The following is a 20,798-nucleotide window of genomic DNA, read 5'->3' on the forward strand; positions in this document are numbered from 1 at the left end:
ACGGGCTGAACACCCCGGTGCCGTGCCAGGTCGGCGCGGTGCGTGGACGGCCGCGGGGGGGGGGGGCGCCCCCCCCGCGCCACCCCCCCGGCGCGCCCGCCCCCGCCACCGCCCGCCCCCCCCCCCCCAACGCTGCTACGAACTTCGCGTTTCGGACACTATCCGGTTGATATGCAGCTTCCGGGTTCAGAAACAGGTAGCCAGCTTGTCGTTTAACCACAGGTGTTCGGCGGGGTCGCGGCAACGGTGACCTGGGCGGTCCAGGACCCGGGTTCCCGGGGCGGATCCCAGGTTACGTCGACGCGTTCTTCGTGGAAGTCGTGTGCGAGTCCTACCACCATGGCCGCCGCGGCGGCCTGTGCCTCGGCTGGACCGGCGTTGACCGGAACGTCGGCGAGGCACCCGCAGAGCATCCCGCCTTCCATGGTGAGGACACTGTGGCGCCAGCCTTCCGGCGTCGCGAGCAGGACGATGCCCTTCGGCATGCCGAAGGGAGGTCGCCTCTTCTTCCCTCGCTTTCGTCTCACCATGAAGCCATCCAACCTCGTCGGCTTCCTGACGGTTCAGGCGGGCGGAGCTTCAGGCGCCGCGGCGGGGCTTGGTGCCGACTTTGTGGTGGGCGGGACGGCTGAACGCCTCGCCGGTGGCGAGGACCCGCCCGACATCGTGACGGGTGGCCGGTAGCCGGTTCTTCGAGCCTGGCGGCCTGCCTGGGCCGGGGCGGGACGGTTTCGGTGCGCCGGCTGGGGAACCGGTCTTCGCGTGCAGGTTCCTGAACCCTCTGCGGACGCGGGCCGGCGTGAGCCTGTTCGAGGACGCGGTGGCCACTCCGGTCGGCGCGGACGGCGGCATCGACGTGACCAGCTCGCGCGCCGTGGCACAGGTCAAGATGGAGGCCAAGCCCACGGGCGGGCCCGTCGTGCAACAGCTTCACGGCGTCTGTGTCCACGAGGGCAAGGCCGGTAACTTCTCCCTCGCCGGCTACACCCCGCAGGCCCTCACCTGGGCGGAGACCAGCGGGACGGTGCTGTTCCGCTTCGACTACCAGGGCTCCCCCGAGCCGGTCAACGCGACCGCCCACGAGTTGCTGGCCGCCGCCGACACCCGCACCCGGCGGTGACGCCAGCTGATCGAACACGATTGCTCCGAGTGTGAGTTGCTACTCCACGGTGCGCCCACTTTCCACGCGGGCCATGGCGGAACGATGTCACGCTGCCCCGTCACTACCTTGATTGTGTCTTCTTGCCCGGGTCTCGTCCTCCACGAGACGGTGGAACGCACACCACTCCTTGTCCACCGAGTCCGGCGTGCCGGGTTCTGTCCTTTCGCAGTCCGACCGCCGCGTGCGTGTCGCGACGGCCCGCGAAGGTCGCGAGCGCTGTCGGAAGGAGAGGGCCCATGCGCATCGTTCGGTGGCGGGATCGCGGGGAGGACGAGGCCGGGGCGGACAGCCCGGACTCGGCTCCGGCCTCGTTATCGCGGAAGTGGTGGCTGGTAGGTGCTTCACGGCTTGAGTGGTGGAAGGGGTTGCGTACCGTGCTCTGCGTGGTGGAGACGGTGGCATTCCTGACCGACGCGCAGGTCCTCGCTGTCACAGCGAGGACGCTCATCGTTGTGGGTGACACGATCGCCGACGCCGGCAAGCCCGAGCGATCGTGACACCTGGGTCCGGTCGCCGTTCGGCGGCCGGGCCCTCCCGCCATGCTGGAACTTGCTCTTCCATGTAAGCAGGATCGGGCTGCGAGGGCCAAGCGTCTTCTGCCGACCGTTTCGGACCAGACGCACGAAATATGTTTCGTGCTCGCAAAATTGAAGGATCCGTTCTTGTCCACGCAAGGACCTGTGTGCACCGCATGTGGCCGTCCGCTGCCCCGGGCACAGAAAGCGGGACGGCCGCGTCGGTACTGCTCGAGCACGTGCCGTTCGGCAGGGCGGCGAGCCCGGGGACGCGAGGCCGCCCTCCATGCCCGACGCGGTGGTCCCTGCACGGCTGAGCTCGCCGGCCGGCGCTGCCCTCGGCCGGCCGAGCATACGTTGCTCGTGGGCGGGAAGCCGTTTCGGTTCTGCTCCGTCTGCTACACCATGGCCTCCAGATACTTGATGGACCAGCAGGTACGCGCCACGGAGATTCCGGCACCCCGTCCGCCGGGCCCCACCCCGTCCGGGACTGCACCGCCGGCCCGGCTGCTGGTGGTCGAGGACGACGACGTGATCCGCGAAGCGCTGCGCACCATGCTCATCCGCTGCGGCTACGAAGTCCTCACGAAAGGCACGGGGCGCGACGGTCTGCGCAGCTCCTGTCTCCAGCGCGCTGACCTCGTCCTGCTCGACGTGATGCTGCCCGACTTCGACGGTATGCAACTGCTGCGACGGCTACGGACGGTCAGCGACGTCCCGGTCATCTTCCTGACGGCGCGCAGCGATCCCCTCGACGTGGTCGTCGGTCTGGAGAGCGGGCCGACGACTACATCACCAAGCCGTGCGACAGCAGGGAGATCGACGCCCGTATCAGACGCGTCCTGTCCAGGTACCAGGCGGCGGAAGGCCGGCATCGCGGGATGTTCGACGACGGGCTGCTGCGGCTGGACTCCGAGCAGTGTCGGGCGTGGGCCGCGGGCTCCCCATTGTCCCTTTCCGTGACCGAGTTCCGGGTGCTCGACCGTCTCGTACGCCGGGCCGGAACCGTCCAGCACTTCGCAACGCTCCTCGAGGCAGGCTGGAACGTCTCGGATCCGGGCGCGCGGGGCCGGGTCAAGTTCACGGTCTCCCGGCTGCGCGGCAAGCTCGACGCCACCCCTGTGGGCGGCGGTTCCATCGTCTCCGTCCGCGGCATCGGCTACCTCTACCGCTCCCCCACCGCGCCTCCGCTGCCTGCCGCCAGGCCGCCTTCCACATCAGGGGGATACGGTCACGCCCACGCCCTGCGGAATCTGTGACGCCGCGATGGCGTCCAACAGACAAGGAAGACCTGCTGCCATCGCGGTGCTCGGTGCGGGGGCTGGTCGCCCAGAAGTGGCCCCCGGCGGGCCTGATCGCGGTGCACGATCGCCCCCGGTCTCCTTCCGAGGCACGGGTGCCATGTGCGACGACTGGGTCACCGCTCTTCGCAGGTACGCGAAGGCTTTACGGGGAGAGCCGGTCGCGCAGCGTCGTCGCCGCCTGCCGCACCTCGGGCGGCAGTCCCTCGTCGCAGAGCCGGTCGAGCTGGGCGAAGAAGGCGTCCGTCTCGTCGGGAGACGCGGAAGGTGGATTTTCGCGCGTGAAACCCGGCCGTACGCCGCCTGTCGGGGAGGGGCGGTCTGTTTCACGGGGCCAAGCGGGTGGGGCGGCCTGTTCACCGCCTTTTGCCGGCCGGCCGTAGACGAGCTCGCGGACGGCGGCTTCGACGCTCTCGTCGACCGCACCGCCGCCCTCGGCGCCACGTTCCGCACAGCCCAGGAGCAGGGCCAAGGCCGCCGTGCCGAAAATGCAGCGCTGTTTTTCAGTGTCGATGCCGACCGATCCGGAATGGGCGATCCGGCGCAGCGCGTACCCCGATGCCAACGCTGCGAGCATTCCGGCGAAGTCGTCCAAGCTCACATCGGGGCGTAACCGTAGGCCGCGGGCGAGGAACATCTCCTGGTACACCTGCTTCCAGGGTTCGATGGCACCGTGGTGGTTTGCCGCCAGGGCTTCCCGGATCACCTCGTCTCCCTCGGCGGCGGCTGTGGCGATGAGCTCCAGACGGAAGGTCGGGTTGTCCACGAGGGTGGTCAGATCGTAGTAGCACAGCCGATGTGCTGCCTCGACGAACTCCGACCCCTCGATGAGCCGTTCACAGTCCGGGGCGATCCGTGAGTCGTACGACGCGGGCTCGTGCAGTGACCACAGTCCGAAGCCGAGCAGGTCGGCGATGTAGTCCGAGTGGGACCTCCAGCTGCACCGAAGAGTGGCAGTGGTGCCCGCACGGGCGAACGGCGCCGGGTTGTCAGCCAGTTGGGCGACGATGGCCCGCTGGGACAGAAAGCTCAGGAGGGGGCGCCCGACGGAGTTCTCGTCCTCCGGGTCGTTGAGCACTCGTTGTGCGCCCGGGCCCAGGTGGCGGCGGACCAACTGCATGCCGGCCAGCACGTAGGCGGCCGTCACAGGATCGTTGGCCAGCCTCTTCCGGCTGAACGGGGTGCGCCGGTTCATTCGGCGCAGCACACCGGAGAGGTCCTGGTTGTACGGGTACGGCAGGTGGTCCTTAGCGGTTGGCTCCTGGTCCATTCCGCCATCGTCCCGGTAAGCGGGGCTGCGCCACTACCGCGCAGCTGCGCGGTAGTCGGCGCGTCTCTGCACCCGCGACTGCTCAGCGGCGTCGATGTTCCGAGCGGCATTACGGCCTACAAAGGGTGCGACCGGTACGACACCAGGCAGACAGCCCAGGGGGCGAGCGATGCTTGATCCGACCTCGTCAGACTCTCCGCCTCCAGGTCGCAGGGACATCCTCGCCTGGGCGGCGTTCATCACCGCGCTGTCGAACCTGATCGACACACTTCACGGATGGTGGACTTGAGCAGGGGCGCACCAGTGCGGTCCGCTCGAACGTCCCACCGAACGGCGTCTATCCAGTCGCGACTTCACCAGCGTCGCATTCCCCGGCTCCGCCAACCTGCCGAGGATGATGAACTTCGCGAACCTCACACGAGCGCGGCCCCGGCCCGTACCCTGAAGGTGTCGAGCGGTTCAGAGGGAGGCAAGACCGTGTCGTCTGAAAATACCAGCCCGAACCCGTACGCCGAATCGATGGTGTTCGGCCCGTGCCTGCAAATCCTGCGTACCCGCCAGGGCATGACCTGTGACCAACTCGGCAAGTTGCGCGCGGCGCTGGCTGGCGATCTGGTCAAGAGGGCTTGCCAACCAGCACTGAACATGTGAACCGCACTACAGAGCCACAGACGTCTTGGCTGCGAATGGGGGGCTGGTCACCTGTTCTCCGTTCCATCGTGCTGGCTGGCTGGGAGTCAGTGCTGGACGCACTGTACCCGTGCCCTCGGGTCGGTTCACACCATTGTGTGGCTGACCGCCACGGAGCCACTCATGACCACCACGACGCTGGTCGCAGAGGGACTTGTGTTCGGAGACGCCGCGCACCGACCGGCCACGGCTGCCGTCCGACTGGCGGCGGCAGACTCTGGCGGCGTCAAAGGGCTACGCGATGGTCCTGCACCGCCTTGTTGCCCTTCCCGGCCGCTTGGACGGCCGATGAGGTCGCTGTCATGAAGGTGGTGAGTAACTCCAGGCCTCCGACTGGCCTCACCGGCAACGCTGATCCGTTTGCCTCAGGATCGCGCCGCGTTGGGAACCCGAACCGATGAGCCCTCCCACTTTATGCATCGGGGCGCGGAATACTGGGGAATCCACTCGAAAGCACTACGCCCTGCACAGGCCGCCCGACGTGATTCATAGACACCCACTCGCGGAGACAGATCGCTATTGGCTATCAACCCGACACCGCCTTGGTCGCATTGCTCGTACGGCGCGGACCCCGCCATCGATCCTGTCGGCTGCCGTGGCATCCACGTTCCTGGCCACACCGCATGCCTCGCCCATCTAAACGACGCTGACCGAGCCGCCTACCTGTCCGGTCTGACTCCCGGCGCCCACGTCGACCACCGCGGCACCCCTTTCACCCCACAGCTTGTCAATCAGCTTCTTGGGACTCTCCGAGACCCTGCCACGGGCAATCCGCACCTCGGCCACGCCGCCTTCGACGAAGCGTGGTTCTCGGGCGAGGCCTCGTTCTGCGAGGTGAAGTTCTCAGGTATAGCCAGATTCAATCGGGCACGGTTCGCTGCCGATGCCTACTTCAACGATGCCAAGTTCGACCAACCTGCCTGGTTCACAGAAGCACATTTCTCCAGCAACGCTTCATTCGACACGGTGCAGTTCTCCGACCGTGCCTGGTTCAACGACGTGAAGTTCAGAGGAGATACTCTGTTCCGTGCCACGCATTTTTCGTGCGACGCTGCGTTCGATAACGCACGATTCTCAGGTGACGCGGGATTTGACGGCGCACAGTTCTCAGATGGCGCACTGTTCCCCTCGGCCCATTTCTACGCATCGGCCAAATTCAACCGGTCGCAGTTCGTCGGCAACGGCATATTTATTGAGGCACGGTTCTTTGGGGAAGCCTCTTTCCTGACTGTCAAGTTCTCCCGCAACGCCTTCTTCCATCAGGCTATTTTTGGTGCGGATGCATCGTTCCGAATGGTGCAGTTCTGCGGCAATGTAAATTTTACCGGGGTACGGTTCTCTGGCGACGCCAGGTTCAATAAGGCGCGGCTCGACGGTGTGACATCCTTCGGGCCGATACTGTGTGCGGAACGCGTAGTACTGGCCGGCGCGGTGTTCGGATTGCCAGTGACGTTGGCAATAGCTTCGCGGGAGGTGGATTGCGGGCGGACTCGATGGGATTCGACAGCGACGATCCGTGTGCGGTATGCGGCCGTGAATCTCCGGGAGGCTGTTCTGTCCGCTCCTGTAGCAGTCACCGCACACCCTGCCCCCTTCACGTCCAACTCGCCGATGGATGAGAGCCCGCTGACTGGCTCCGCGAAGGTGCGAGTGATCTCCCTGCAGGGCGTGGATGCCGCGCACCTGGTCCTGACCGACACTGACCTGAGCTACTGCCTGTTCTCTGGAGCCTTCCACCTCGACCAACTGCGTCTCGAAGGAAACACCACGCTCGCCCCCACCCCTGCCGGCTGGCACCAGCGTGGGCTATGGCCAGCCCATTGGACCCGCCGACGCACTCTCGCCGAAGAACACCACTGGCGCGCCCAGGCCTCCAACCAGACCGCCCTCCCGGCCGGCGCTGATCCGCAACCTCACCATTGGCGTCCCGGCCCGCACCACCCCGATCCTGCGTTCACTACCGACCCTGACGACGTCGCCGCCCTTTACCGGCAGCTCCGCAAAGCCTTCGGGGACGGCAAGAACGAACCCGGGGCCGCCGATTTCTACTATGGCGAGTGCGAGATGCGCCGACACGCCCCCGGCACCCCGACGGGCGAACGCCAACTGCTGTGGGCCTACTGGCTGCTCTCCGGATACGGCTTGCGCGCCTCGCGGGCCCTGGTTTGGCTCGCTGCAGCGATGCTCATCACAGTCATGCTAATGATGGGTTTCGGACTCCCGGAGGGTTCTCTTGAGCAGCGGGCGACCGGAACTGTGCCATCCGGCGGCGGCAGGGTCACCTTTGAGATCGAAAAGGACGACCCGCAGGACCCGACCGGGAAAAGAATCACCGTCGAGCGATTCGAGAAATCTCTGAATATCACCCTCAACTCGGTCGTATTCCGATCGAGTGGACAGGAGCTGACTACGGCCGGTTCCTACATCGAGATGACCTCTCGTTTCTTCGAGCCCGCTCTCCTAGCCTTGGCTGTGCTTGCTGTTCGTGGACGTGTCAAGCGCTGAAGCCAGAACGCAGAATCCGCAATCAGTCGGCGCCAGGGTCGAACCTGGCCTGTTCGGCGCGTTTACACATAGCGCCGGAGGCCGGAGTCGCCTCAAGCCGATAGGCTGCCGAAGCCAGGTCTCCAGTGAGCCCATTAAAACCTCAGGCGACAGCCGACCAGCGCTGTTTCACGGACCCTGTACGTGTGCGCGATGCCTCCTGCAAAAATCGCTGGTGCAGAGGTGTATCCCACGCGGGCGATCCTCGAACTGCCCCATGAGGCCCACGACTCCAGATACAACACCTTGCGACGAAGCCACTACGGTCCGTCCGTCACGGAAGTCTGCCTGGCGTACGAACACCGCATATGACCTCCCGTCACTCACGCTATAAGCGCCACCTTTCGCCACCCCTACTTAGTGAGCATTTCAGAATGAGTTGGTGGGGGACTTGGTGGTCGCGTGGGCTGGGGGCAGACTTCTGCAATGGCGAATGATCTTGTGTCCGATGACCTTTGGGACCGCGTAGCGCCGTTGCTTCCTCCTCGCCCGCCGCGTCGTCGTCGGTATCCGGGGCGGTTGCCAGTTGAGGACCGGGCTGCCCTACTACGGCAGTTGTAGATCGTGATCTTGTCTGTGCCCGGGGTGTGCTCGCCGTTGCGATGCCGAGATCTGCTCGACGGGCTCCTATCCGGCCGATCCACCTGCCGGGTCCTCTGCGTCGGCGACGACCGAACGCACGCACCTCATCCAGTCCTCCCAGGCGGCGGGGTCCGTCGTCTGCCCGTCTGCCTCGATGCCGATGTCCCCCAGGAGCGTGAGCAGGTCGTCCCCGGCGCGGTTCGCGAACTGCCACAGGAACCGCGACATGGCCAGGAAGGCTTCGCGTTCGTTCAGCTCATAGCGGCTCATGAGGGCTCTCCATCCTCGCTCGGGGGCAGGCGATCAAGGACCGGGAGTCCTGATCTGCTCGCCTGGGCACAGATGCGGCCACCGAAGATCATCGTGGTTTGTGAAGACAACGAAGGATCAAGCGGCGGCCGCAGGTCACAGCGTAGACGTCGGACGCTGGCAGGCGACGTTCGAAGGCCTGATGGGCCGTGTCGCGGGGCGGTTTGCTCGGGTGGAACCTCGCCGTCGGGCCCGCGCGCTGGTACTGGGTCTGCTGTCGGACTTGCCGCGCAAGAACTGCTGGACCATCGCTGAGCACGCCGGGGACGCGACCCCGCACGGGATGCAGCACCTGCTGGGCCGTGCCAAGTGGGACGCCGACGCGCTTCGCGATGACATCCGCGCCTTCGTGGCGGACCATCTGAGCGACGAGGAGGCGGTCTTCGTCGTGGACGAGACCGGAGATTTGAAGAAGGGCACCGCAAGGGTCGGGGTGCAGCGCCAGTACACCGGCACTGCGGGCAGGATCGAGAACGCCCAGGTCGCGGTCTACTTGGTCTACTCCGCGCAGGCCGGACACGCCGCCATCGACCGGGAGTTGTACGTCCCACGCGCTTGGACCGAGGACCGGCGGAGGTGCGCGGCGGCAGGCATCCCCGATCATGTCGGCTTCGCCACCAAGCCCGCTCTGGCGGCTCGGATGATCATCCGAGCCCTGGACTCCGGCGTCCCGGCGCGATGGGTGGCCGGCGACGAGGTCTACGGCGGGAACCCGACTCTTCGGACCGTGCTGGAACAGCGCGAGTTCGGCTACGTACTCGCGGTCGCCTGCGACCATCAGATCGCCACGAAGGCGGGGAAGATGCGGGCGGATGTCCTGGTCGAGAAGATGCCCAAGCGGGCCTGGCAGACATTGTCGGCCGGAGACGGTACGAAGGGTCACCGCTTCTATGACTGGGCAGTGGTCCATATCGCCGACGATCGCCCCGGACACCATCAGCTCCTGATCCGCCGCAACCGGCGCACAGGCGAACTCACCTTCTACCGCTGCTATTCACCCACGGCCGTGCCGCTGTCCACACTCGTGCGGGTGGCCGGGCGCAGGTGGACGGTCGAGGAGACCTTCCAGTCCGGGAAGGGACTGACCGGACTGGACCAGCACCAGGTTCGCCGATGGACGTCCTGGCACCGCTGGATCACCCTCGCGATGCTCGCGCACGCTTTCCTCGCCGTCGCCACTGCAGACGAACGCACTCACAGGCCCGCCTCGGACGGACTGATCCCGTTGACCAGTAACGAGATCGCGCACCTGTTCAACTCTGTGGACGCACAGCCTGCCCACACTGCAGTACACCGTCTCCGCTGGTCCCGCTGGCGCCGACGCCTCCAGGCCCGAGCCCGTGACAGCCACTACCTGCGGCAAGCAGCAGCTCAACCGTGATCACGATCTACAACTGCCGTACTACGCGGGATCGTCTACATGCTGCGCAGTGAGCTGGGCCGACGTGCCAGCTAAGCGGATCGGCTGTAGCGGTGTGACGGCCTGGCGGCGGCTTCGGGACTGGACCGAGACAGGATTCTGACCGCGCCTGCACGAGGTCCTCTTGGCGGACCTGCGCAAGGCCGGACTGCTGGACATGGACGATGCGGCGGTCGACGGCTCTCACGTCCGGGCTCTCAAAGGGGGGCTCACACCGGGCCTTCGCCGGTCGACCGCGCCCGTCCGGGCAGCAAACACCATCTGATCACCGACCGGCACGGAACACCTTTGGCCGTGTCCCTGACCGGCGGACCAGCACGCGCGGAGCGAGGACCCAGGCACTCAACCCGGCTGGCTGGCCGGAGGAACTCCTCACCGCTCTCCACCGTCAGGTCTTCCTGATGGCGTCGATGGGCTGCATCGTGGACCTGGTCACCGGCCGCGCGGACGCCGTAGTCATCGCCGGCCCGCCAATGGGCTACGAGGACGTGGCCCCCATGCCCGTCATTGTGTCCGAGGCCGGCGGCCGGGTGACGGACCTAGGCGGCAGGCCCGTGCTGGAGGGTGACATGACGGTGCTCGCCACCAACGGTCTGCTCCACGAAGCGATTTTGGACCTGGTTGACGGCTTGCCGCGCAGCCGCGACCTGCACGCCATCGACGACGGCGTGTAACTCGACAGAATGCCGACGCTGAAGTTCACATTCTGAAATCATCAGTTAAGAGCGCATGCAGTGCATATCGGAGCAGTGAACAGCAAAAGGAGTGTCGTCATCCGGATGCATTTGCCTCCAGTCGCGCCATCACCCCCGCCGCAACAGGCAGCGTTTCCGCTCCTGGTCAATGTCATCCAGCCGCGGTGCTGACCCTCAAAGCTTGACGACCGGATCGCGTCAAGGGCGGGGTGCTCGGGGGCCCTTATGTCTTTGGTCAAGGTGGATGGTTGCCGGTTTGGGCGTCTGGAACGATGTGCCTGTGCATGCTGATGATCAGGTTGGCGAGGGTGTCTCTGCGGATCTCGCGGTGTTTCTCCGGAACGCTGCCGACGGCCGTCCGGTGAAGATCGTCCCTTCCGTCTGCGGCGGGTGTGGCGGGGGCGCGTTCGTCGTGCTCGTCGACAATGTCGAGGGCGGAGCCGAGCGGGTGTGCGTTGGTTGCGGAGGCCGTGCGTTCATCGCGGATAGCGAGGAGTTCTGGGAGGACACGGACCCGGGCGAGGCATGCTGCCCGTGCGGGAGCGAAGAGTTCGAGACCGCGGTCGCATTCTGCCTGGCTGACAACGGACCGGTCCGCTGGGTAACCGTTGGGCTGCGGTGCCGGAAGGACGGCGCCGTTGGGGTCTATGCCGACTGGAAGATCGACTACGGCCCCACGGATCACCTCCTGACCATGGTGTAGGTCTGCGGAGCGACCGCCCGGACAGGCTGTGGTTCGTAGAAGGTTCCGTCGCGGAGCATGGAGAAACCGGTCTGTTGCGATGACGTCCTGTGCGACTACGTCCGGCTGTTCCTCGCCCCTTGGACGCCGTTTTGCCGGAGCGGCAACAGGAGTGGCGTGACCGGGCCGCGATGGGTGACGTTGGGCCCGTGACCGACAACATCACGGCGGGATCGCCCGCGTCTGACACTTCTTTGCCTGGCGACGGATACGTCGGAGACCCCGCGGTGCGGGCGGAGTGGGATAACCGATATGCCGACCGACACCAGTTGTGGAGCGGCCAGCCCAACGGTGCGCTCGTGGCCGAGGTCGCCGGGCTCACGCCTGGGCGGGTGCTCGACGTCGGCTGCGGCGAGGGCGCGGACGCCGTCTGGCTCGCGCGCGGCGGCTGGGACGTGACCGCGCTCGAGGTCTCGGGCGTGGCGTTGGAGCGGGCGGCCGGGCACGCGCGGGACGCAGGCGTCGCCGTCCGCTGGGTGCATGCCGCGCTGACGGAAGCGGCGCTCCCGCCGGCCTCCTTCGACCTGGTCTCCGCGCAGTATCCAGCCCTGCTGCGCACCCCCGACGCCGCGGCCGAGCGAGCGCTGCTCGCCGCCGTCGCGCCCGGCGGCGTGCTGCTGCTCGTACACCACGCGGGGATGGACACCCAGCAGGCGCACGACAGCGGCTTCGACCCGGCTGACTACGTCTGGCCCTCGATGGTCGCCGCCCAGCTCACCGAGGACTGGAAGGTGGAGGTGAACGAGCAGCGACCACGCGTGGCACCCGACGGCGGCGCCGGCGCGCACCATGCCGACGACCTGGTGCTGCATGCGCGACGGCTGCGCTGAGCCCCTCCGCTGAGGAGCCCCGTCGGCGACGCCTGGCGCGTAGCCGGGTCCCGGACGCCTTGCGTGGAAGCGCACCCCCTTGTAGTCGGCGTCGGCTATACCGGCAGATCACTGGGGCGTCCGACCAGTAGTCCCGCGCCCTCGCAGCATGCCGCTGTGGAGGATGCTCACCATGCGCTCCTCGGCGCTCCCGCAGGCGAAGTCCGGGGGCTCATCGTTGTGCCCTCTGGGCCGACCCGTGAAGTGGACCAAGGTGTCGGGCAAATCGGGATGCGTGCTCACAGGTAGTCCCCCTCATGGGTCCGACGTCGGGCCGGCAGGTCGTTATTCCACCTTTCAGACGACGTCAGTCCCAAGGTCTGCACGCATGGCATCCCGAGTCTGTAGGCGCAGGTCCAGGTACTGGCGTGTCAGTTCCGAGAACTGATCGCTCTCGAGGAGCAGCCCGGAACTGACGGCGTCACGCATCCCACGAACCGCCCCGCTGCATTTCTCCGCTGGGCCCACGACGGCCTGCGGAGCAAGGAGTTCCAGCTCGTGGCGCGATGCGTAGCAGTGGGTGTAGGCCGCGCGTGCCTGCCGGTATCTTTCGTCCGCGTCGAGAGTGGGAGTGGCGGCAAGGTTGCGCAGGTCGCTGCCTGCTTGAGCGTGAGCGGCGAGAAATCTCGTGTAGAGCTCCCGCCGTGTTCTGTGCCACTCGGCTGTCGTTTCCCGCTGCGTCTTCCGACGCTCTACCAGCAGTGCCGATCCCATAGCGATCACCGCGCCGACAAGAGTGGCAAGTAGCGATATCCAGGTCACCTGTGCACCATAGAGGCCCTCTTGGCCTGATGTGCCGAGTGGTCGCAGGCATCAGATGCGCAGCGCCCGGTGCGGCCCCCTCAGCGGACCGGCCCCCGGACGTTTCCCATTCGGATCAGCGCCCTGACTTCCGTGCCCGCGCGTGTGTGAAAGGTCGCCAGCGTGGCCGTGAGCTGCGGAAACAGCATCGCCGCAAAATAAGTCTCGCCATTCACGTGGGATGAATCGCTGAATCCTCCATAGAGCGTGATCATCGAGAGCTGCGCCCCGTACAGCGCTGCTCGGCAGACACGACAACCAGCAACTCCTGCAGCACATCGGGCGCACCACCACTCGCCCGGGCCGCCGACGCCGCAGTGGCCCGGGCCCTTCACCGAGGCGCAAGCCGGGCGCCCTTGATCACGATGGCAGTTCCCCACGGGGTGGGGCAGTCCGGACAGCCTGGACGTCACCCTGGTCGAACCCGAACTGGTGGTTGAGATCGACGCCAACATCGCCTGCAACGGGGCCAGCCGGTGGCGGTATCCTGCTCGCCGGCCCTCAACAGCTCCGCCCTGAGCTCTGCCGGACCCGCCTGGTCGAGCCAGTCGCCCTACTCGTCTGCGTGCAGGCGGACTGCTGCGGCTGTCAGGCGGCCATCAAGCCTCACGTCACCCATCTCAACGTCTGAGCTTTGAACGTGTCCGGTCGCTACGGATGAAGCGGAATGCCGTTGCTGGGCAGCTTGCTGCTTGATCTTCTGGGGCGGCAGAGGGCGACTGGTCGTGGAAGTCGGGGCCGCCGGCCGCATCTCGCACACTGCCCGCTGCCGCACCGACATCCCCTGCGCACGACATCCGCATGACCGATCGGCAAGGAGCCCGATGCTCTGGTGCGCTGCGCCAGCGGCGGTCGCTGGTCGTAGAAGCGCGCCTACTTGCCAGCCAGGCGAACACCCCAACCTCGCCGGTCGGAACCGCCGCTCTCTCACGTACCCATCGGCCCGCCGGACGACCGAAGGGACCAGCCTGCCGCACGCGTGGGGGAAGGTGGGGACAGAATTACGGAACGCGAGGTCAGATGCTTCCATGGCGAAGAGGGTTCATCAGCCCCGTGAAGACGCGGAGTTCGGGCTTCACCCTCAAGATGAGCGCACAGACGAGTCCCCAGGTCTCCTTTACCTCAGGAACGGGCGGGTCAGAGGCCGCCTTGAGACTGGCCCCGGTGCCGACGACGTTCCCCGGTGCGCCGGGGCTCTATGTGAGCCGGTCGGGTGAACTGCCCGCGGTGGGAGAACCCGATGGCCGAGATGGTGCGTCAGGCCCTGTGTGGAAGCGATCAACGAAGTACACGTAGCGGAGTCCGGTCTGGTCGTGGTCGACGTGGCTGCCGCCGACGACCGGACCGCCTTCGCCTTCCAGGAGGCCCTGGCATCGATGTGGGCGGCAACCTCGGTGGAACGCACGACCCGCGATCCCGGGCAGCCCGGTGTGCGGCTGCGCTGCTACCTCGACATGCGCCAGAACCTCAGCCCCTGACCAGGCCCGGCCCGCCTCCAGGCCAGAGGCACCCTGGCCCTCTACACCCGGGACGGACTCTGCCGGGCCGCAGCTCCGGGTGGGAACTTCTCGACACTCGCGAGAAACCTCAACAAACACCGATAAAGTCGCGCCGCAACTCGCACCATTTCAAGGGGGATTCCTTGTTCACACGTCTTGCCGCCTCGGCTGTCGCTGTCGCTGTCGCCGGCCTCGTCTTCAGCGCACCGGCCGCCTCCGCAGCGGCCGCACTGCCGGCCACCAACACCGCACACCACTGCGTCCACCACACCACCGGACTGTGCGGCTGGACCCACCACCAAAGGCCCAAGAACAAGACCGAGACCGCGAAGTGCAAGGACGCCTCCCTGTCCTACTCGAGGCACTCCCAGGGCACCTGCTCCCACCACCACGGCGTCAAGTTCTGGTTCAAGTAGGCCCCAGATGCCGGGCAGGTCGCCTGCTGCACACCCAGAGCAGGCGACCTGCCCTCATGCACTGACCCGCTGGCCAGGTAGTCGGCTCCCTCGGTGTCCGACGGAACCTGGACTGATCGCGGAAGTCTGCGCCGATGTCGCCCGTGACGCCGTGTTCACGTAACCAACGCTCCCGACTCCTGAAGCTCCTGGCCAGCGATCTGCTTCCAGTCCAGGCCCTGGTCCGCGTCCTTCCAGGTCGGTACCAGCACACCCCGCGCGCAACGCGGCATCCCCATTGAGTGAACTGGCCCAGATCAGCGTGACCTTACCCGGGTTCAAGATCGTTGATCAAGGCATGCGCAACATGATCACGAACCTGACTGTCGGCGCCGTGCTCGCGGGCGTGTTCGCCCTGCCCGGTGCCTCGCCGACATCTGCCACGGCCTCATCTGTGAAGCCGCTGACCGCAGGCACCATCGCCACCGCCACGACTCCCAGCTCGCCCGCCAGTAACGCCCGACTGACCAACCGCCAGGCACTCGCCCGGCTCGCCGCCGCCGGCATTCAGCGCCCCGTCGGCCGCACCTCCCTCGAAGGCGTACGCGCACGCACCATCCAGGGAGTCATCGCACTCAAGAGGACCAGCCGCTGCACGATCACCATCACCGGCGGCACCGAGTCCGGCCACAGTGGCGGCCCCCGCTCCCACGCCCGCGGGTACAAGCTCGATCTGCGCACCCACCACGAGGGGGCCTGCCTCACCCGGTGGATCAAGACCACCCAGCACAAGGGCCAGCCGCGCGGCAACGACTCCCGCTGGTACGGGAACCTCGCCGGCATCTCGCTCGAGTACGTCTACGAATCCCCCAGGCGCGGCGGCGTCCACTGGGACATCACCTTCGTCTGAGACATCGCGCACCGGATCCCAGGGAGACGGCAAGCCTTCGAGTACCCGAGCGAGGGTCGGCGCGACGATGAGTCGCGCGGCCCTCGCCGTGCCCGACCGGCTCCGAAAGCGGTTGTATTCGGAATCGCACTGGTGAGGTCGCTGGGGGTCAAGCCGCTCGCCAACTTCTGCTACATAATCTCGGGGCGCGCCCAGTTCCCTACATCTTGGCGCAGTGTGGCTGCTTCGCCAGGTGGCCAGCCGGGAACGGCCGCATTGGCCCGTAGCAGATCTATTCCCGGCGGGCCCGCTTGGCAGAGCTCGGCTGTCAGCGCACGTCGACGTAGTCGCCTGCGGCGTTGACCGCCGGTGTGGTGGACGTGCCCGCGAAGGACCAGCGCCAGTAGCCGTCGGCCGCCGCCGTGACCTGCGTCGACAGGTTGCCTGTCGAGTTCGTGTTGACCGTCTTGACGGTCTTGTAGGTCGTGGTGCCCGCCTTGCGGAACTGCAGCTTCGCAGGCTGATGGGTGTAGCCGGCGTAGACGCGCTTGTCCCAGTTGGCACGGGCCAGCTTGCCCGTGACCGTGATCGGCTTACCCTTGGCGACTGGCTCCGGCGCGGCGTTGACGTTGAGCGTGGAGCGCCGCAGGACCGAGTGCTTGGTGGCGCCACCGTTGTTGTAGAAGTCGCCGTCCTTGGACTGCAGTTGGACGGTCACGTCCCACCTGCCCGCGAGAGCATTGCGGGGCACGCCCCAGCCCGAATCGAGCTTGACGGTGAGTGTGCAGGTGGAGGTAGTGGCGTTGACCGCGGTGCACTTCGGGGTGCCGTGGTACGACCAGTAGTCGTTGCCGACCTCCCGGTCGATCCCGAGGAATGCGAGGTCTTTGCTGATCCCCGAGTCGTCCGAGGCGGTCACTGAGATGGTGAACGACTCGGTCTGGGAGGTGCCGAGGATGATGGGCTTGCCACCGTTCACGGACAGCTTCTGGATGATGACGCCGGTCTCTGTCGCGTGGGCGACGGGAGCGGTGACGGCGGTGGCGGCAAGTGCCAGGGCGCCGGTGAAGACGGCACCTACAGATCTTATGAGCATGGATCCCCAATTGGTTCGGGCCTGCCGCGGCCGTGTATCCCCCCGGCCGCAGGCATGGCAGGTGCGCTGAGGATATGTCACCTGCGCTGCTCAGCCTCCGTTGGGACCAGCAGCATGCCGCCTTCGCCGGGGCTCTTCTGACGGCGCTGAACAGCCTGCGGCTCGCGCCAGCCCCGAGGAGTTCCCGGCACGGCTTAAATGGCGGAGGCCAGACGTCGCCGCAGCAGGTTGGTCGGCTATGTCGTAGCGTCTGTCCGGGCCGATACAAGGCGACGTTGGCACGGATACTCGGCCTACTTCTACAGGCGGTGACTGCCTACGCGTTGCCGCGGGCCAGACCTCAACGCGAGTCCGGCGGCCGTGCCACAGCGATGTTCGATTGTGCCCTTTTCGTTTCCCTTCTCCACGGCTGCCGCGGACCGTCGGCGTCTCCTCTGGGTATCGGGCAACCGAATTCGCCGGAGCGGTGGTCTGGAGGTCGAGGGAGGGTGGTCGATGCAGGCCGAACAAGACGACCGGTTCGAGGACTTCGTCAGAGAGCACCACGGGACGATCGGTTTCCCCCCTCGCGCTGTCGATCCTGACGGTGCGACAGGTCTGTTCGGGCTTCGGACCAACCGTTCGCCGGAAGCGTTCCAGCGCTCCGTCGAGGGCTATCGCGACGTCCCCGTGGACCTAGAAGCCATGAGGCACCTGTACTCTCCGCGGCCGCTGAGCCGGCAGCGCGTGTCGTCGCCGATCCCTGGCCCAGGACATCTCCGAGGTCGGCTACCCGCAACCGGACCGGGAACCGGCCTGAACTCAGGGCGGGGGGGCCTTGTCGCGATTCTCGATCCGCTAGAGGTCGGTGCGTCCGCCGAAGTGCTCGGGTACCTGGTCACGTAGCGTCCGTCCCACTTCGTGGAACTCGTCCTGCTGGCCGAGCCGCGAGCGATGGAGTGCGAGCCGCAAGCCCCTGATCAGCTCTTCCAGTCGGACCTCGTCGCCCTCGTCGCTCTGCTTCCGGGCTTCCGCCAGGAGGCTGGCGAATGCGGCCACGGCCGAGTTCCTGTCGCACTCCCACAGCCAGGCGAACACGTTCCCGAACGCGTCGCCCGGGTTCGCGCTCTGGCCTTCGACGCGGTAGACGGCGCAGTCGTTGGCCTCGTTGCGGATGAAACCCGTGAGCAGGTGGTCGAATGTCCGGCCGGGCACTTCCACGCTGTCCATGTACGCCCTCTCGTCAGCTGGTGTCGGGGTCATCCTGGCGACAGTCGGCAGCCGCGACAATGGGGCTGGCGAACGCGCGCCCATTCGATGATGTTGTCTCGGGTCTCCGGCTTGAGCTCCTCCTGGCCGCCGCGTCGGATCGTGGTTCAGCGGCAGAGGGCTCGCGCCATCATTGTGGCGCCCCGGCGGCGGCGCCCGGCAGGCCGGCCAGATCCGCGCCAACCCTCAACCGGCCGGGTGCGACAATCCCATACCCACAAGCGCGACAAGGTCCTGTGCCACCGCGGTACCAAGGGCATCCGCCGGTTGCGGATGCCGTCCACGGGCGCCTCCCCGTGCCGCGGTTTCTCTGCGAACCAGTACGTCACCGCGTTCAATGCCCTCGCCGCTCAACTCGAAGGCGAAGCAGAGCAGCAGATGTGGTGGTGTGAATTACCGCCCGCGCGGGTGACCCGTTGGCCGAGCGCCTGGCCGGGGCCAGTGCCAGCCGCTACGAAGATCACAGACAGTTCGTGATCTTCGAGAGGAAGCCCGTCGTGCGCTTCACCCGCGCCTCCCGTGCCGCTGCCGCCGCACTCAGCTCACTCGCCGCGCTGCTCGTTCCTGCCGCCGCCCACGCCGTACCTGCCGGGCACCTTCTCCGGCATGCTCCGGGTGACACGCTCACGCTTCCCGTCCGGGACGCCCTGCAGGGCCTGGTCGTGCAGGACGAGAGCCGGACAGGCTACGAGCGCTCCAAGTTCAAGCACTGGACGGATGCCGACAAGAACGGCTGCAACACCCGCGCCGAGGTCCTTCTCACCGAAGCCATCACTGCCCCCACCGTAGGCCCGAACTGCGTGCTGACCGGCGGGGTCTGGTACTCGCCCTACGACGACCAGTACCTCGACAGCGCGAAGAAGCTGGACGTCGACCACCTCGTCCCGCTCGCCGAGGCCTGGGACAGCGGAGCCTCCTCCTGGACACCGGCAGAACGCGAGGCCTACGCGAACGACCTCGCCGACCCGCGTGCCCTGATCGCAGTGTCTGCGGCCTCCAACCGGTCCAAGGCCGACAAGGACCCCAGCACCTGGATACCCCCGCACGCCGGCTACCGGTGCCAGTACCTCACCGACTGGGTCGCCGACAAAATCCGATACGGCCTCACCGTCGACCCTGCCGAACACGCCGCCCTCACCGAAGGCCTGGCCCCCTGTCCCGACCAGCCGGTCACCGTCACCCTCGCCCGCTAACCCCCCGAGGGCCGACCGGACTCGACGGCCGGACCGAGAGCCGGCGCTGCGGCGCCGACGCCCGTCGGCAGGTCGTCCTGCTCGGCCGGGGACGGGAGGTAGACGGCGCCGTACTCGCGGAGGAAGCGGTTGGCTTCCGCGGCGGATCCGGTCATCCGGTGCAGCCAGAACCCGTACGCCACTGAAGCGATCTGTTCCTCGGTCAGGTGCAGCCGCCACCGTTTGATCCCGTGATCGCATGATGCCGTACGGACCTCCTCGGCCAGCCCGTCGGCGGGCGGGATGCGGAGCCGGCCGGCGAGGTGGATGAATACGCGCAGGGCCGCCATCTGCGACGGGATGAGTTCCATCGGCCGTCCCACACCGGTTTCGGCGGGCGTCGGCTCGGGTCGGGGGCGGAGACGGCCGTAGGTGAGGGTGTCGTGCCCGTGCGGGGTCAGACGGGCCGCCCACCGCACGGGCTGGCCCTCCAGCACCGACAGCTCCGCCCGGTCCTCCCTCCCGCCAGCTCCACCAGCCCCTGGCCCGCCAGGGCATCGGCGTGCTGCTGGTGCGGCAAGAGAAACCCCGTGTCGAGTGTCCGGCCGCCTGCCCGCGTTCGCACAGCGCTTCCAGGACCAGCAGCGCCTTCTCCCAGCTCCGCATCCCACTCCCCCGCCCGATGTCCGCGCTCACATGCCTCCGTCGACCGTAGGCATGACGCAGGCCCGCACGGTGTGAAGTAAGAAGGGCCAGCCCACCGAGTGACCAGGCACAACTGTGTTTGCCGTCGCCCGGCCTCGAGCCTCAGACGCCCGTGCCCTGCGGGCCGGCGCACTCGAAGAGCTCTCAGGGAGCGGCTGCGGGGGAAAAACCGAATCCCGCCTCCAGGGATTGGAGGCGGGATTCTGTGGAGCGCCGGGCAGGCCTTGCACCTGCATCTCCCCGCAGGAAGCGGGGCGTCATTCCTTGGACTACCAACGCAAGGCTCACCGTCGACAGTTGGAGCGGCGAACACAAGATCGACTATATCGCAGCCTCGATACTCGGGACCACCAGGAGAGCGAAGCAGACCGCGGCGCCTCCAAAGGTGGATCGGGCACAGTGTCCGTGACGGCGCCGGGTCAGGAGAGAGGGGGCTCGGAGGCGTCCCATTGCCATCCGGTCTCGGGGAATCGCTCGAGCGGTGCCGAGAACGACGGTGCCTGGTGGATGGCGGAGGACCAGTCCTGAGCGGAGACGTCGAGCAGGACCAGCGGCGAGGGTCCCTGCCGGAAGGTGAGCAGTTCGCGGCCTCCGTCTCCGCCGATGACGACGCTGCCGGGGAAGCGGTCCTGGAACTCGCCGGCCTCGTTGATCTCGATGAGCTCTTCGGCGGCGTGGAGCACCAGGAAGTCGCCCGCAGGGGGAACGAACCGGGCCATGGTCCCGTCCGTGACCAGGAAGTGCCGGTAGTCCTCGGGCAGACGGACCTGGAAGCGGCGCTCAGCCTGCGTGATCGCGTCGTCGCTCGACCTCATGAGGCCGTTGTATCAAGCCCCGTCACGCGCCGACGGCGCGCGGTGACCCGGGTGGGCCGCCGCGCGCCGCTGGATGGTG

The 20,798-nt window shown here is 67.0% G+C and carries 22 protein-coding genes and 4 pseudogenes; 16 read left to right on the top strand and 10 right to left on the bottom strand.

The window, feature by feature from the left end:
* Window positions 1–212 precede the first annotated feature (212 nt).
* Together ACFV2J_RS20115 and ACFV2J_RS20120 are read right to left on the bottom strand one after the other, a co-directional pair.
* Window positions 213–485 carry a hypothetical protein gene (locus ACFV2J_RS20115; RefSeq protein WP_385098375.1) on the bottom strand — a complete coding sequence of 91 codons (273 nt, stop codon included), beginning with the start codon at window positions 483–485 and terminating at the stop codon, window positions 213–215.
* Window positions 486–579: 94 nt separating this feature from the next.
* Window positions 580–819: pseudogene (locus tag ACFV2J_RS20120) on the bottom strand (transposase); the annotation flags it as partial.
* Window positions 820–856: 37 nt separating this feature from the next.
* Between ACFV2J_RS20120 and ACFV2J_RS20125 the strand changes: the two are divergent.
* From ACFV2J_RS20125 to ACFV2J_RS20140, 4 genes are all read left to right on the top strand, one after another.
* Window positions 857–1,120 carry a hypothetical protein gene (locus ACFV2J_RS20125; protein WP_385098378.1) on the top strand — a complete coding sequence of 88 codons (264 nt, stop codon included), beginning with the start codon at window positions 857–859 and terminating at the stop codon, window positions 1,118–1,120.
* A 278-nt stretch (window positions 1,121–1,398) separates the two neighbouring features.
* Entirely contained in the window at window positions 1,399–1,659 is a 261-nt protein-coding gene (locus tag ACFV2J_RS20130; protein WP_385439816.1) for a hypothetical protein, read from the top strand.
* Window positions 1,660–2,082: 423 nt separating this feature from the next.
* The gene (locus ACFV2J_RS20135; protein ID WP_385086248.1) at window positions 2,083–2,640 is read left to right on the top strand and encodes a response regulator; all 558 of its coding nucleotides are present in this window, start codon (window positions 2,083–2,085) and stop codon (window positions 2,638–2,640) included.
* Window positions 2,637–2,936, top strand: coding sequence for a helix-turn-helix domain-containing protein (locus tag ACFV2J_RS20140; protein WP_385086250.1), 300 nt, complete (start codon window positions 2,637–2,639; stop codon window positions 2,934–2,936). The genes ACFV2J_RS20135 and ACFV2J_RS20140 overlap by 4 nt, the downstream gene beginning before the upstream one ends.
* Window positions 2,937–3,123: 187 nt before the next feature.
* Here ACFV2J_RS20140 and ACFV2J_RS20145 read toward each other — a convergent pair whose 3' ends face one another.
* On the bottom strand, window positions 3,124–4,248 hold the full coding sequence (locus ACFV2J_RS20145; RefSeq protein WP_385439820.1) for a hypothetical protein: 1,125 nt from the start codon (window positions 4,246–4,248) through the stop codon (window positions 3,124–3,126).
* Window positions 4,249–4,725: 477 nt separating this feature from the next.
* Here ACFV2J_RS20145 and ACFV2J_RS20150 point away from each other — a divergent pair, with 477 nt between their 5' ends.
* The 3 genes and pseudogenes from ACFV2J_RS20150 to ACFV2J_RS20160 all read left to right on the top strand — a co-directional run.
* Complete coding sequence (locus tag ACFV2J_RS20150) at window positions 4,726–4,899, top strand: hypothetical protein (protein ID WP_385086254.1); 174 nt, start codon at window positions 4,726–4,728, stop codon at window positions 4,897–4,899.
* Window positions 4,900–5,457: 558 nt separating this feature from the next.
* Window positions 5,458–7,443 (top strand): pentapeptide repeat-containing protein, encoded by a 1,986-nt coding sequence (locus ACFV2J_RS20155; protein ID WP_385086256.1) that lies wholly within the window; start codon window positions 5,458–5,460, stop codon window positions 7,441–7,443.
* Window positions 7,444–7,908: 465 nt separating this feature from the next.
* Window positions 7,909–8,028 (top strand): annotated as a pseudogene (locus ACFV2J_RS20160) (IS5/IS1182 family transposase); the annotation flags it as partial.
* Window positions 8,029–8,109: 81 nt separating this feature from the next.
* Here ACFV2J_RS20160 and ACFV2J_RS20165 read toward each other — a convergent pair.
* Entirely contained in the window at window positions 8,110–8,334 is a 225-nt protein-coding gene (locus ACFV2J_RS20165; RefSeq protein ID WP_385086258.1) for a hypothetical protein, read from the bottom strand.
* A gap of 181 nt (window positions 8,335–8,515) precedes the next feature.
* On the opposite strand from ACFV2J_RS20165, the gene ACFV2J_RS20170 reads away from it, so the two are divergent.
* The 5 genes and pseudogenes from ACFV2J_RS20170 to ACFV2J_RS20190 all read left to right on the top strand — a co-directional run bounded on the left by ACFV2J_RS20170 (window position 8,516) and on the right by ACFV2J_RS20190 (window position 12,060).
* Window positions 8,516–9,754: an IS701 family transposase gene (locus tag ACFV2J_RS20170; protein ID WP_385086293.1), complete on the top strand. Its 1,239-nt coding sequence runs from the start codon at window positions 8,516–8,518 to the stop codon at window positions 9,752–9,754.
* A 76-nt stretch (window positions 9,755–9,830) separates the two neighbouring features.
* A pseudogene (locus ACFV2J_RS20175) lies at window positions 9,831–10,105 on the top strand (IS5/IS1182 family transposase); the annotation flags it as partial.
* A 26-nt stretch (window positions 10,106–10,131) separates the two neighbouring features.
* Window positions 10,132–10,467: pseudogene (locus ACFV2J_RS20180) on the top strand (inositol monophosphatase family protein); the annotation flags it as partial.
* 277 nt (window positions 10,468–10,744) lie between these two features.
* Window positions 10,745–11,191: a hypothetical protein gene (locus tag ACFV2J_RS20185; protein WP_385086260.1), complete on the top strand. Its 447-nt coding sequence runs from the start codon at window positions 10,745–10,747 to the stop codon at window positions 11,189–11,191.
* A 188-nt stretch (window positions 11,192–11,379) separates the two neighbouring features.
* Window positions 11,380–12,060: a class I SAM-dependent methyltransferase gene (locus ACFV2J_RS20190; RefSeq protein ID WP_385086262.1), complete on the top strand. Its 681-nt coding sequence runs from the start codon at window positions 11,380–11,382 to the stop codon at window positions 12,058–12,060.
* A 336-nt stretch (window positions 12,061–12,396) separates the two neighbouring features.
* On the opposite strand, the gene ACFV2J_RS20195 is transcribed toward ACFV2J_RS20190, so the two are convergent.
* Complete coding sequence (locus ACFV2J_RS20195) at window positions 12,397–12,861, bottom strand: hypothetical protein (protein WP_385086265.1); 465 nt, start codon at window positions 12,859–12,861, stop codon at window positions 12,397–12,399.
* A gap of 80 nt (window positions 12,862–12,941) precedes the next feature.
* Window positions 12,942–13,115: a hypothetical protein gene (locus ACFV2J_RS20200; RefSeq protein WP_385086268.1), complete on the bottom strand. Its 174-nt coding sequence runs from the start codon at window positions 13,113–13,115 to the stop codon at window positions 12,942–12,944.
* Between the two features lie 1,053 nt (window positions 13,116–14,168).
* Here ACFV2J_RS20200 and ACFV2J_RS20205 point away from each other — a divergent pair.
* The 3 genes from ACFV2J_RS20205 to ACFV2J_RS20215 all read left to right on the top strand — a co-directional run bounded on the left by ACFV2J_RS20205 (window position 14,169) and on the right by ACFV2J_RS20215 (window position 15,704).
* Window positions 14,169–14,378 carry a DUF6207 family protein gene (locus tag ACFV2J_RS20205; protein ID WP_385086271.1) on the top strand — a complete coding sequence of 70 codons (210 nt, stop codon included), beginning with the start codon at window positions 14,169–14,171 and terminating at the stop codon, window positions 14,376–14,378.
* A 164-nt stretch (window positions 14,379–14,542) separates the two neighbouring features.
* Entirely contained in the window at window positions 14,543–14,815 is a 273-nt protein-coding gene (locus tag ACFV2J_RS20210) for a DUF3761 domain-containing protein (protein WP_385086274.1), read from the top strand.
* 346 nt (window positions 14,816–15,161) lie between these two features.
* Complete coding sequence (locus ACFV2J_RS20215; protein ID WP_385086276.1) at window positions 15,162–15,704, top strand: hypothetical protein; 543 nt, start codon at window positions 15,162–15,164, stop codon at window positions 15,702–15,704.
* Window positions 15,705–16,011: 307 nt separating this feature from the next.
* On the opposite strand, the gene ACFV2J_RS20220 is transcribed toward ACFV2J_RS20215, so the two are convergent.
* Entirely contained in the window at window positions 16,012–16,779 is a 768-nt protein-coding gene (locus ACFV2J_RS20220; RefSeq protein ID WP_385086278.1) for a hypothetical protein, read from the bottom strand.
* 837 nt (window positions 16,780–17,616) lie between these two features.
* On the bottom strand, window positions 17,617–17,988 hold the full coding sequence (locus ACFV2J_RS20225; RefSeq protein WP_385086281.1) for a hypothetical protein: 372 nt from the start codon (window positions 17,986–17,988) through the stop codon (window positions 17,617–17,619).
* A 512-nt stretch (window positions 17,989–18,500) separates the two neighbouring features.
* On the opposite strand from ACFV2J_RS20225, the gene ACFV2J_RS20230 reads away from it, so the two are divergent.
* Window positions 18,501–19,220, top strand: a complete 720-nt coding sequence (locus ACFV2J_RS20230; protein ID WP_385086284.1) for an HNH endonuclease family protein — start codon at window positions 18,501–18,503, stop codon at window positions 19,218–19,220.
* On the opposite strand, the gene ACFV2J_RS20235 is transcribed toward ACFV2J_RS20230, so the two are convergent.
* Window positions 19,217–19,696 (bottom strand): DUF6417 family protein, encoded by a 480-nt coding sequence (locus ACFV2J_RS20235; protein WP_385086287.1) that lies wholly within the window; start codon window positions 19,694–19,696, stop codon window positions 19,217–19,219. The genes ACFV2J_RS20230 and ACFV2J_RS20235 overlap by 4 nt on opposite strands.
* Before the next feature lie 627 nt (window positions 19,697–20,323).
* Window positions 20,324–20,719 carry an SMI1/KNR4 family protein gene (locus ACFV2J_RS20240; protein WP_385086290.1) on the bottom strand — a complete coding sequence of 132 codons (396 nt, stop codon included), beginning with the start codon at window positions 20,717–20,719 and terminating at the stop codon, window positions 20,324–20,326.
* Window positions 20,720–20,798 lie beyond the last annotated feature (79 nt).

Origin of the sequence: Streptomyces sp. NPDC059668, assembly GCF_042734135.1 — a bacterium.
Taxonomy (GTDB): domain Bacteria; phylum Actinomycetota; class Actinomycetes; order Streptomycetales; family Streptomycetaceae; genus Streptomyces.

What these genes read in the sequence shown, in the direction of transcription:
- ACFV2J_RS20115 (WP_385098375.1), bottom strand. Translation starts at nt 485, where the DNA reads ATGCCGAAGGGCATCGTCCTGCTCGCGACGCCGGAAGGCTGGCGCCAC.
- ACFV2J_RS20130 (WP_385439816.1), top strand. Translation starts at nt 1,399, where the DNA reads ATGCGCATCGTTCGGTGGCGGGATCGCGGGGAGGACGAGGCCGGGGCG.
- ACFV2J_RS20135 (WP_385086248.1), top strand. Translation starts at nt 2,083, where the DNA reads ATGGCCTCCAGATACTTGATGGACCAGCAGGTACGCGCCACGGAGATT.
- ACFV2J_RS20145 (WP_385439820.1), bottom strand. Translation starts at nt 4,248, where the DNA reads ATGGACCAGGAGCCAACCGCTAAGGACCACCTGCCGTACCCGTACAAC.
- ACFV2J_RS20165 (WP_385086258.1), bottom strand. Translation starts at nt 8,334, where the DNA reads ATGAGCCGCTATGAGCTGAACGAACGCGAAGCCTTCCTGGCCATGTCG.
- ACFV2J_RS20170 (WP_385086293.1), top strand. Translation starts at nt 8,516, where the DNA reads ATGGGCCGTGTCGCGGGGCGGTTTGCTCGGGTGGAACCTCGCCGTCGG.
- ACFV2J_RS20200 (WP_385086268.1), bottom strand. Translation starts at nt 13,115, where the DNA reads ATGATCACGCTCTATGGAGGATTCAGCGATTCATCCCACGTGAATGGC.
- ACFV2J_RS20215 (WP_385086276.1), top strand. Translation starts at nt 15,162, where the DNA reads ATGATCACGAACCTGACTGTCGGCGCCGTGCTCGCGGGCGTGTTCGCC.
- ACFV2J_RS20220 (WP_385086278.1), bottom strand. Translation starts at nt 16,779, where the DNA reads ATGCTCATAAGATCTGTAGGTGCCGTCTTCACCGGCGCCCTGGCACTT.
- ACFV2J_RS20225 (WP_385086281.1), bottom strand. Translation starts at nt 17,988, where the DNA reads ATGGACAGCGTGGAAGTGCCCGGCCGGACATTCGACCACCTGCTCACG.
- ACFV2J_RS20240 (WP_385086290.1), bottom strand. Translation starts at nt 20,719, where the DNA reads ATGAGGTCGAGCGACGACGCGATCACGCAGGCTGAGCGCCGCTTCCAG.